The organism is Serratia sp. MMO-28, assembly GCF_037199905.1.
Lineage (GTDB): Bacteria > Pseudomonadota > Gammaproteobacteria > Enterobacterales > Enterobacteriaceae > Chania > Chania oryzae.
Genome location: NZ_JBBCVB010000028.1, coordinates 1 through 10,207, shown reverse-complemented (window position 1 = coordinate 10,207; position 10,207 = coordinate 1). Strand labels below are relative to the sequence as shown.

Annotated in this window: 16 protein-coding genes; 15 read left to right on the top strand and 1 reads right to left on the bottom strand. The window is 50.9% G+C overall.

Translation table 11 applies throughout. The features are described 5' to 3' along the window. The first annotated feature begins 336 nt into the window (after nt 1–336). From WG891_RS21160 to lysC, 7 genes are all read left to right on the top strand, one after another. Nucleotides 337–714: a hypothetical protein gene (locus tag WG891_RS21160; protein ID WP_337264355.1), complete on the top strand. Its 378-nt coding sequence runs from the start codon at nt 337–339 to the stop codon at nt 712–714. A 17-nt stretch (nt 715–731) separates the two neighbouring features. Beyond that, the gene (locus tag WG891_RS21155) at nt 732–1,307 is read left to right on the top strand and encodes a hypothetical protein (RefSeq protein WP_337264354.1); all 576 of its coding nucleotides are present in this window, start codon (nt 732–734) and stop codon (nt 1,305–1,307) included. Between the two features lie 162 nt (nt 1,308–1,469). After that, nucleotides 1,470–1,859, top strand: coding sequence for a putative holin (locus tag WG891_RS21150; protein ID WP_337264353.1), 390 nt, complete (start codon nt 1,470–1,472; stop codon nt 1,857–1,859). Beyond that, complete coding sequence (locus WG891_RS21145; RefSeq protein WP_337264352.1) at nt 1,843–2,130, top strand: phage holin family protein; 288 nt, start codon at nt 1,843–1,845, stop codon at nt 2,128–2,130. The genes WG891_RS21150 and WG891_RS21145 overlap by 17 nt, the downstream gene beginning before the upstream one ends. Nucleotides 2,131–2,135: 5 nt before the next feature. Then, nucleotides 2,136–2,762, top strand: a complete 627-nt coding sequence (locus WG891_RS21140) for a glycoside hydrolase family 19 protein (RefSeq protein WP_337264351.1) — start codon at nt 2,136–2,138, stop codon at nt 2,760–2,762. After that, the gene (locus WG891_RS21135) at nt 2,759–3,079 is read left to right on the top strand and encodes a DUF2570 family protein (protein ID WP_337264350.1); all 321 of its coding nucleotides are present in this window, start codon (nt 2,759–2,761) and stop codon (nt 3,077–3,079) included. The genes WG891_RS21140 and WG891_RS21135 overlap by 4 nt, the downstream gene beginning before the upstream one ends. Beyond that, nucleotides 2,985–3,299, top strand: coding sequence for an Rz1-like lysis system protein LysC (gene lysC, locus WG891_RS27085; protein WP_443006234.1), 315 nt, complete (start codon nt 2,985–2,987; stop codon nt 3,297–3,299). Before WG891_RS21135 ends, lysC begins: the two co-directional genes overlap by 95 nt. A gap of 88 nt (nt 3,300–3,387) precedes the next feature. On the opposite strand, the gene WG891_RS21130 is transcribed toward lysC, so the two are convergent. After that, the gene (locus WG891_RS21130) at nt 3,388–3,567 is read right to left on the bottom strand and encodes a hypothetical protein (RefSeq protein ID WP_337264349.1); all 180 of its coding nucleotides are present in this window, start codon (nt 3,565–3,567) and stop codon (nt 3,388–3,390) included. 134 nt (nt 3,568–3,701) lie between these two features. Between WG891_RS21130 and WG891_RS21125 the strand changes: the two genes are divergently transcribed. The 8 genes from WG891_RS21125 to WG891_RS21090 all read left to right on the top strand — a co-directional run. Further along, nucleotides 3,702–4,034 (top strand): HNH endonuclease, encoded by a 333-nt coding sequence (locus WG891_RS21125; protein ID WP_337264348.1) that lies wholly within the window; start codon nt 3,702–3,704, stop codon nt 4,032–4,034. Then, the gene (locus WG891_RS21120; RefSeq protein WP_337264347.1) at nt 4,031–4,213 is read left to right on the top strand and encodes a hypothetical protein; all 183 of its coding nucleotides are present in this window, start codon (nt 4,031–4,033) and stop codon (nt 4,211–4,213) included. The genes WG891_RS21125 and WG891_RS21120 overlap by 4 nt, the downstream gene beginning before the upstream one ends. A gap of 124 nt (nt 4,214–4,337) precedes the next feature. Then, nucleotides 4,338–4,808 carry a phage terminase small subunit P27 family gene (locus tag WG891_RS21115; protein ID WP_337264346.1) on the top strand — a complete coding sequence of 157 codons (471 nt, stop codon included), beginning with the start codon at nt 4,338–4,340 and terminating at the stop codon, nt 4,806–4,808. Then, nucleotides 4,759–6,504: a terminase large subunit gene (locus tag WG891_RS21110; RefSeq protein ID WP_337264345.1), complete on the top strand. Its 1,746-nt coding sequence runs from the start codon at nt 4,759–4,761 to the stop codon at nt 6,502–6,504. Before WG891_RS21115 ends, WG891_RS21110 begins: the two co-directional genes overlap by 50 nt. Continuing rightward, entirely contained in the window at nt 6,504–7,808 is a 1,305-nt protein-coding gene (locus tag WG891_RS21105; protein WP_337264344.1) for a phage portal protein, read from the top strand. The genes WG891_RS21110 and WG891_RS21105 overlap by 1 nt, the downstream gene beginning before the upstream one ends. A 12-nt stretch (nt 7,809–7,820) precedes the next feature. Then, a complete protein-coding gene (locus WG891_RS21100) occupies nt 7,821–8,675 on the top strand; it encodes a head maturation protease, ClpP-related (protein ID WP_337264343.1) in 855 nt (284 codons plus the stop codon). Between the two features lie 12 nt (nt 8,676–8,687). Continuing rightward, nucleotides 8,688–9,902 carry a phage major capsid protein gene (locus WG891_RS21095; RefSeq protein ID WP_337264342.1) on the top strand — a complete coding sequence of 405 codons (1,215 nt, stop codon included), beginning with the start codon at nt 8,688–8,690 and terminating at the stop codon, nt 9,900–9,902. A 46-nt stretch (nt 9,903–9,948) separates the two neighbouring features. Continuing rightward, nucleotides 9,949–10,207: DUF7210 family protein (locus tag WG891_RS21090; RefSeq protein ID WP_337264341.1), on the top strand; the 259-nt coding region annotated here is incomplete at its 3' end.

Sequence of the window (10,207 nt, the reverse complement as noted above, 5' to 3'; positions counted from 1 at the left end):
ACAGGTAGTACAACGTGATAGAGGTGATAGGTTCACTTGTACCAAGTAGATTGACTGCTGTGGCAGCGACATCATTGTGAACTTTATCTTTTTATACAACTCTATAACTTGACTAAGTAACCTTATGTGGCAACACTGAAGGTAGTTTGAACGTGTAGATTGATGTAAATTTCATGATCTATTCGTTGTGTAAATGGTTGTTTGAGCTGGTTTTTATATCAAAGTGATATAATTGCAATATGAAGTAAATATATTACTTTTTCTTGATTGAACATCTTTGACGACTGTAGTAACTCAGAGTAGTATGCGGCCAAAAATTACTCTGGGACGATGAAAATGGCGAAGGGTAGACAAGGTAGTAGAGCTGTTAGCGGTGTAAAAGTTACATGGGCGCAAGCTACAAGGGATGTTTTAAACCGCTCCATGTCTACTGGTCAGTTGTTACCTATTTGTATTTTCATCCTGTTAGTTATTGCGTTTTGTAGACTCCCAGAATCAGAACTAGCCAGCATCTTGCATGACATCATCGACGGGGTGAAGGATGGTTCGCTTTGGGGGTGGGGTTTCAGCATTACAGTTGTTGGTGCATGGTCATACCATGCAAAAGTGATGAGAAGAGAATTTAGTTTAGAAGCTGATCGTATTGGTATGGAGAAGACAAGACTCCAGCAAGAGAAAACCCAACATTCTTTGGGAACCAGTAGCGATAGCTAGAAGAAGGGGATAACGCGATGATCACAACACTGTTTTACGTGCTTTGTGGATTTGCAGTATTGCACTTCATTTATGAGAGAATTGTACAGCCGTCTTTACGATTACACTTCCGAAATGAACTTTTTAAAGTTCGGGATTGTGTAAGGAACGAGATTATTGAAGGCAAGCTAGGTAAGGATTTAGCAGCAGCAAATCTCATGCATGAAGGATTAAATAATACAATCAATAGATTACACATGCTTACTCTAGGCAATAAATGGCGGGCCCAACAGCGCTTTGAAACAGATAAGGTAATGAGGGCTACAGTACTAGAGCAGTCTGCAATTCTATATCGCATTGAAAATGAAGCACTAAAAAAATCTTTAAGAAGAACAGTAAAGATTATGGACTATGTCCTGATCAGCAACAACGGGTTGTTTATGATTTACTCGTTTCCGCTGGTGGTTTTTATAACATTGTGCAGCTTGGCGGTTGCTGCGCTGCGTCAGAGCTTGAGAATCGTCAATCAAAGAATAATCAGAGCGAAGGATTTTGAGAAATCCATCCTATTGATGAATGATAGCTTCGTTAACCAAGCTGTCTATGCTCACTAACGCAGTATCAGTAAGAGAGAAAGTCAGCATTCACTAAGCAACAAAACATCATAAAGCCCTAGCTAGAAGCTAGGGCTTTTTCATTTGGGCTACCTGCTGGTGGCCTTTTTCATTTCTTGCGCCCGGCGTTTGCTGAGCGAACAGCAAACATAAGGAGCAGATATGGCAGAGCCAGTTACCACAACAACGGTAGCAGGAACAGCATCAATAAGTAGTGGGGCAGTAACCGGGATTGCCATCATGACGTTTTTCGCCGGATTGCCAGCGGATGTTGTTCTCGGTGCTTTTGCGGGCGCAATTCTTTTTGTCACAACCGCATCAGAGTACGGCCTCCGCTCACGCCTAATTCTCGCGTTGGGATCATTTATTGCGGGGATAACGATGTACAAGCCTGCTGCTGCACTAGTAATCGTTGCGCTCCCTGCAACCTATGACCGTGGTGCTGATGCTGCTGGTGCGCTACTGGCCGCAGGGTGCGTACTTGGCGTGTTGATGGGTATCAACAAGAGAAATGCAAAGAAAAGAGGGGGCGACGATGCTGATAACTCATGACCCAGAAACGTTGATTAATGCTGTCGTCTGCGCAGTGATCTTTCTTCGCCTGTTTTCTTTCCGTCGAAACGGTGCCGAATTTGTCTTGTGGGGAGGATTCCTCGCATGGGGGCTGATGTTCGCTACAGGCTCGGTAACGCTCCGTATTGTAATGGGTAAATACGAAGGAACAACTGATCCCGCTGAGCTGTTCATTAACATTGTGCTCTGTCTGCTTGTGCTTCGTGCGCGTGGCAACGTAGTGCAACTTTTCAAGATAAAGCCAAGGTAATCCCCATGACACAAGACCAATTCCGAAGGGCGGCTAACATCAGCGCCGAGTTAGCCACGCGCTGGTTTCCGCATCTGGAAGCCACACTGAAAGAGTTCAACATCACTAACCCAGTAGAGCAGGCTATGTTTATTGCTCAAATGGCGCATGAATCCAGCGGCTTTAAAACGCTGGTGGAATCTCTCAATTATCCCGTAGATGGTCTGATGAGAACGTTTGGCCCGCTCTCTACAGCTAAGCGACTGAGCGACTATCAGTGCAAAATGTTAGGCCGCACCATTCAACAGAGCGCACAGCAAGAAGCTATTGCAAACCTTGTATACGGGAACCGGCTAGGCAATAAAGCGCCGGGCGATGGCTGGAAGTATCGTGGACGCGGGTTAAAGCAGGTCACCGGCTTGAATAATTACAGCGCTTGCGGTGCAGCGTTAAAAATTGACCTGGTATCAACCCCCGAACTGCTTGAGCGTGATCAATATGCGATGCGTTCAGCGGGCTGGTTCTGGTCAAGCAATAAGTGCGGGCAATATGGCTCTGATGTTGTCGCCGTAACGAAAGCAATCAATGGTGGCCTGAATGGTATTGATGACCGTAAATCCCGCTTTGAGATAGCCAGTAAGGTGCTGGTATGAGATACGCGCTGATTGTTGTTCTGCTGGGGGCAATCTTCCTTGGCTGGTATGCATCTTCGTTGTCAGACGATTTAGATGCTGCACAGAAGGAAAACAAAGCCCTAGTGGGTGCAGTGAAAGACCGTGACGAGACAATCACCGGGCTTAAAGATGCCGCAGGTGCTGACCGCCGCGCCACCGAGGAACAGTTGAAGATTGAACTGCAGAAGAGGGCAAAGGCTGATGCTGAAAACAGAACGTTGCGCAAGGCTCTGGATGGCAGCGATTGCGATCGTCAGCGCTTGCCTGATGACGTCATTAACATCCTGCGCAAATAAACCGCCACCACCGGCCCCGCAACTGATTTATGTGTACCCGCCAGCGGTGCTGCTCCAGCAGTGTGAGCAGACGCCGTTTACTGGTGAGACGTTTGGTGATGCGGTAATGGCGTTGCAGGTGAGCCAGGTCGAGCTTGATGTATGCGCCTCTCGGATTGAGGGGCTGATTAAGTGGCAACGGAAAACCCAGGGAAATAATGACAATCCAACAACGAGGTAACTTCTGACAAAAAGGGCCAATCCTTGCGAAAAGAAAATTGCCATTGATCTGGCCCAAACTATTAAAACCGCTTCTATATAACTAGTTTCTAACTAGTTTTCTCACTTTGGACAGCTTCGAATTTTTTTAGAAGTTTGTCGAAGCAATTATTGATTGCCGCTCCTTTATCTGTATTTGAATTGAATGCGCCAGCCTTGACCAATTCAAGAACCACTTGATAAGCGGCATCAACTGGATAAAGCATCAAATCAACGTTTTTATCTGCCATGAGATTACCTCCTTGGTTGTAGGAACTCGGAGGATACCACGAGCCGGGAGTGGCGAAAATCCCAACAACCTATCAGCTATATAATGCTTTTATACTGCCTTGCATATACTCGGGGCTTTTCTATTTGAGGTGGCATGAGTAACAGTAAGCCTTATGGTAGTAAGTGGCAGGCCGCTCGCATCGAATTCTTGCGTGCCAATCCCTTATGCGTGATGTGCAAACAGATGGGGCGCATAGAGCCAGCAACGGTAGTGGATCACATCATTCCCCACCGAATGAAAGAGGCGAAGACACCGGAAGAAATGAAGGTGGCACAGCATCTATTCTGGCGGCGCAGCAACTGGCAAGGGTTATGCATTCCACATCACAACTCAACAAAGCAACGAATGGAGAAGACGGGCAAGGTGGCTGGTTGCTCACCTGATGGTTTGCCGCTCGATCCTAACTCACACTGGAACCTGAAATGACACGTGACCAAGAAACAGTATTGCTATTCAAAGGGCTGATTGCCTCCCTACCTGCCGATCAGCAGCAGAACGTTCAGGTATGCGTTGATGTCATTCGAAAGCTACTCAGCGACTACCCAGGTGGCGAGGCGACCGTGGCGATTGGATTGATTGGTGCAGAGCTACAGCAGGCAGGCTAATTGATATCAATTCCCATCAGCGGGGAGGGTGGGTAAAAAGTTCCCAGCCCAGCCTCCCAAAGACCGCCGCTAGTCATTTGTGTGCACAACCGCGAAATGAAAAGTTTTTTTCTGGAGGTAAAAGATGGCCGGCCGACGCCCAAAGCCGACCCATTTGAAGGTGGTCACCGGCAACCCGGGCAAACGAAAACTCAACGATAAAGAACCGCAACCCGCAAGGGAGATCCCGAGCCCACCCTCGCACCTAACCGATTGGGGGAAAACGGCCTGGGGCCGAATGACCGTTTTGCTTGATGGCATGGGTATTCTCACCGTTGCAGATACTTTCGCTCTGGAGCGACTTTGTGATCTGTATGCGGAGATTTTGCAGCTTCGCCAGATTGTAGACATCGAAGGTCGCACGTACACAACCAAAACCCAGATGGGTGATTTTCTGATTAAAGCCAACCCGGCAGTAGCTATGTTGGCCGACGCCGATCGGCGTTTTAAAAGCTACTTAGTAGAATTTGGCCTGACACCGGCGGCCAGGTCAAAGGTGAATGTAAATGGTGGAGAGAAAGAAAAAGACCCGCTCGACGAGTTCTTCGGCACCTGATCCTGCAACGCAGTACGCGCTTGATGTTACCGAGGGGCGCATTATCGCTGGCCCTGATATTCGTAACGCCTGCAGGCGTCATCTCAACGATCTGGAGCAAGGGGAAAGCAGGGGGCTTTTCTGGGATGTTGATGCGGTTAAGCGCGTGCTCGATTTCTTTGCCAAAGTTCTGAAGCTAAATGGCGGTGAGCACGAAGGTGCACCATTCATCCTTTTGCCCTGGCAGGCTTTTGTTGTTGGCTCGATTTTTGGTTGGAAGCGGGCAAACGGCACACGCCGATTCCGTACGGCCTACATTGAGTCGGGCAAGGGTTCGGGCAAGTCGCCGCTTGCTGGCGGGATTGGTCTTTACTGCCTTGTGGCAGATAAGGAGCCACGTGCCGAGATCTATGCAGCGGCAACCAAAAAAGACCAGGCCATGATTCTATTTCGTGATGCCGTTGTGATGGTTAATCAATCTCCGGCATTGTCACAGCGGATCGAATCATCCGGTGGTGCGGGCAAAGAGTGGAACCTGGCATTCCTGCAAACAGGATCTTTCTTCCGGCCAATCAGTTCAGATGATGGGCAATCTGGCCCGCGCCCACACTGCGCGCTGATTGATGAAGTGCATGAGCATAAAAATAATAGAGCTGTCGAGATGATGCGCGCCGGTACCAAAGGGCGCAGGCAAGCACTTATCTTTATGATCACCAACAGCGGCCACGATAAAACCAGCGTTTGTTATGAGTATCACCAGTACGGCAAGCAACTGGCATCCGGGCAAAAAACGAATGATGCCTTCTTTGCTTTTATCTGCTCACTTGATGAAGGCGACGATCCTTTCAAGGATGAATCCTGCTGGCCCAAGGCTAACCCCTCAATGGGCCACACCTTTGATGCAGAGTATTTGCGCGAACAGGTTGAAGACGCGCGGGGCATGCCATCCAAAGAAAGCCTGGTGCGCCGACTCAATTTCTGCGAGTGGGTAGACGCTGAAAACCCATGGATTGGCGGTGATGCCTGGATGGCTTGCGAAAAGACATTCGACATTGCTGAGTTGCAGGGACAGGAGTGTTACGGCGGATTGGACTTGTCAGGCAAGCGCGATCTCACCGCGCTTGCTCTCTACTTTCCTCAGATCAAAACAGCGCTAGTGGAGTTCTGGACACCGAAAGACACGTTGATGGACAGGGCCAGAAATGACCGCGTTCCTTATGATTCGTGGGTGCGGGAGGAGTATGTGCATGCGCCAGTCGGCAGCGTGATTGATTACGGCTTCGTGTCGAAACGCATTGCCCAGCTTGCTGCGCTGTTTGATGTGCGATCCATCGCCTTTGACAGTTATCACATGGATTACCTGGAGCCAGAGTTACTTGATGAGGGGGTTGTTGTGCCACTGGTGGCGCATGGACAGGGCTTTGCCAAGTCCAAGGACTCAGGATTGTGGATGCCGCACTCTATTGAGTTACTCGAAAAGCTGATCATAGAGAAAGAGATCACCATCCTCTTTAACCCCTGTCTGCGCTGGAACGCGGCGAATGCAGTGATCGAAGAGGATAAGAGCGGAAACAGGGTATTCAGTAAGCGGCGCAGTAATGGCCGTATCGATGGTGTGGTATCGCTAGCCATGTCGGTCGGCGCTTCCGAGGGCGTTGTTGAGGATGAAGGCGATATTGATGGCTTTTTTGATGATCCGATCATGGTGGGTATCTGATGGGTAAGAACAAACAACCGGGGCGCGTAAAAAGCGCCCTTTTAAATTGGCTCGGTGTCCCAATCAGTTTAACCACGGGGACATTCTGGCAGGAGTGGTTTGGTACCAGCAGCAGCGGTAAGGTGGTTACTGCCGATAAAGCTATCCAACTGTCTGCTGTGTGGGCCTGCATTCGCTTGCTTAGCGAGTCGATTTCTACGCTGCCGCTAAAGGTGTATAGGCGAGAGGCCGATGGCTCTCGCAAGCTGGCGCAGGATCACCCTGCCTACCAGGTATTGTGTCGCCGGCCCAATCTGGAAATGACCCCCTCCCGCTTTATGCTGCTGGTGGTGGCCAGTATCTGTTTGCGCGGTAATGCCTTTGTTGAAAAGAAAATGATAGGGCGCAAGCTGGTAGCACTGGATCCTTTGCTGCCGCAAAACATGGTGGTGAAGCGTCTACCCACTGGTAGGCTTGAATATACCTATACCGAGGAGGGAGCTAAGCGGGTTATCCCCGTTGACCGCATGATGCATATTCGCGGCTTTGGTCTTGATGGCGTCTGCGGCATGATGCCGCTGAGTTCTGGCAGGGATGTGATCGGGGCAGCCATGGCAGTGGATGAAGCGGCAGCCAAGATCTTTGAGAATGGCCTGCAGAGTACGGGTTTTCTATCCTCAAAAATGGCACTCAATAAAGAGCAGCGTGAGCGGCTGCGTAAAAGCCTGCAATCGTTTATCGGCTCAAAGAATGCTGGAAAGCTGATGGTGCTGGAGAATGAGCTCTCCTATCAAAATGTGACCATGAACCCGGAGGCCGCGCAGCTTCTGGAAAGTCGAGGCTTTAGCATAGAAGAGATCTGCCGCTGGTTTCGTGTCCCGCCGTTCATGGTGGGACATGTCACGAAGCAAAGCAGTTGGGCGTCCAGCGTTGAAGGGATGAACCTGATTTTTCTGACCAACACGCTGCGGCCGCTACTGGTGAACATTGAGCAGGAAATAGCACGCTGCCTGCTCGATGGTGATGAGGATTACTTTGCTGAGTTCTCTGTTGAAGGCTTGCTTCGCGCTGATAGCCTGGGGCGCTCTGCGTACTACACCACCGCACTGCAAAACGGTTGGATGAGCCGCAATGATGTGCGCAAGCTGGAAAATCTGCCACCGATCCCAGGTGGCGAAATTTATACGGTTCAGTTGAACCTAACGCCGCTGGAGGACTTGAAACAGAACAACCTCGGCGCGCAGGCCAGCAACATTACGCGCCTGCATAACTATCTTTTCCCTGATGTCCCTATCGAGCAATCCCCGCTGAAACAAGCGGCGTAGGAGCAATACCCCATGACAAAAAAACAACTTCCGGCAGCGCCGGTGGGGCGCCCCTGCGCGGGTGTTTCCAGTGAGCCAGTGCCGTCCGCGCTGGAGCGCTGGAACGGCGGTATCAAGGCAGCCGCCGCCGATGATAACAGCATCTCTATATTTGACGTTATCGGGCAGGACTACTGGGGCGAAGGTGTCACCGCCAAGCGGATCGCCGGAGCTCTACGGTCAATGAATGGCGCGGATGTGACCGTAAACATTAATTCCCCGGGCGGGGATATGTTCGAGGGGTTGGCGATCTACAACCTGCTGCGAGAACACCCCGGAAAGGTCACCGTCAAGGTGCTGGGTATCGCGGCCAGTGCAGCATCCATTGTTGCCATGGGCGGTGATGAGATACAGATCGGGCGCGGTGCGTTCTTGATGATCCATAACTGCTGGGTTTATGCGATGGGTAACCGCAATGATTTTGCCGCGCTGGCCACCGACCTGGAGCCATTCGACAAGGCGATGGCAGATATCTACGCCGCCCGGTCAGGCCTCGATATCAAGACGGTGCAGGCCATGATGGATGCTGAAACCTATATCGGCGGCAGCGATGCCGTTGATCAAGGATTGGCAGATTCCCTGCTCTCTGCTGATGCCGTAACCAGTGGGGACGATTCCCCAGCGGCGGCACTCCGCAAGCTGGATGCGTTACTGGCAAAAACCAATACACCGCGCTCTGAGCGCAAGAAACTGATCCAAGCGTTAAAAGGCAGCACGCCCGGCGCTGCTGCCGATCCCGAAGGTACGCCGAGCGCTACCGAAGCAACCCCTGAAACCTTAGCCAAACTGGACGCCGCATTGAACGGGCTGGTTTCGGCGTGCCAATAATCTGGAGAAATTATGTCTGAAGTTAATGAGATTCTTAAGAAAGTTACTGCCTCGATCGAGGAAGCGACCAGCAAGTTTAACGCCAAGGCGGAAGATGCGCTGAATGAGGCCAAGAAATCCGGCCAGCTCTCTGCTGAAACCAAGGACGCCGTAGACAAAATGACGACCGAACTCAACGCCATGAAAGCGGCAGAGAAAACCCTGAAAGCCGCGCTGGGTGAGCTGGAGCAACATGTCGCACAGATGCCACTGCAAAATGCAGCCAAGGTCGCTGAAACACTTGGGAAAGTGGTTATCAGTTCCGAAGCGCTTAAAACGTTTGCAGCGAGCGTCGAAGGTGGGCGGCGTGTAAACATCCCGGTCAATGCAGCATTGTTGTCTACCGATGTAGCTGAAGGGGTAGTTGAGCCCCAGCGCTTACCGGGCATTGATGTAGGCCCGAAACAGCGTCTTTTCATTCGCGATCTGATCGCATCAGGGCGTACTACATCACCTGCAATCTTCTGGGTACAACAGACAGGGTTCACCAATGCGGCCAAAGTGGTACCGGAAGGTACTCCTAAGCCCTACAGCGATATCGAGTTTGCCACCAAGGTAACGGCGGTAACCACTATTGCGCATATGTTCAAAGCCTCAAAACAGATCCTGGACGATTTTGCTCAGTTGCAATCGACCATTGATACTGAAATGCGCTTTGGTCTGAAGTATGTGGAGGAGCAGGAAATTCTGTTTGGTGATGGTACCGGCGTTCACTTGCACGGCATTATCCCGCAGGCATCTGCTTTTGACCCATCCTTTGAAGTGGCGCAACAGAACGGTATTGATGATCTGCGCCTGGCAATGCTGCAAGCTCAACTTGCGCGGTTCCCTGCATCGGGCCACGTTCTGCACTTTATTGACTGGGCAAAAATCGAGCTGACAAAAGACACCTTGGGCCGTTACATCCTGGCTAACCCATCTGCATTAACCGGGCCTACATTGTGGGGATTGCCAATCGTTGCCACGGAAACGCCAGCGTTCCAAGGTAAATTCCTGACTGGTGCTTTCAACGTTGCAGCTCAGCTCTTCGATCGTGAGGATGCCAACGTGGTGATCTCTACAGAAAACGCCGACGACTTCGAGAAAAACTTGATTTCGATTCGTTGCGAAGAGCGCCTTGCTCTGGCCGTTAAGCGCCCGGAGGCATTCATTTATGGGGCATTCACCGCGCCAGTCGTAGGCGGTTAATTTTTCCAAGCGGCCCGAAAGGGCCGTTTAACATTGGAGATCAGCAATGAAGCTTATTGTTATCCGTCCTATCTATGCCAATGGCCGCGTTCTTGTGGAGGGGGATCCCCTTGAAACCCTAGAGCAACATGGCCGCGAACTTATCAAAAAAGGCTATGCAGAACTGGTGGAAGAACAACACTCTGCAGAGCAGCCAGAGCAGCCAGAGCAGCCAGAGCAGCCAGAGCAGCCAGAGCAGCCAGAGCAGCCAGAGCAGCCAGAGCAGCCAGAGCAGCCAGAGCAGCCAGAGCAGCCAGAGCAGCCAG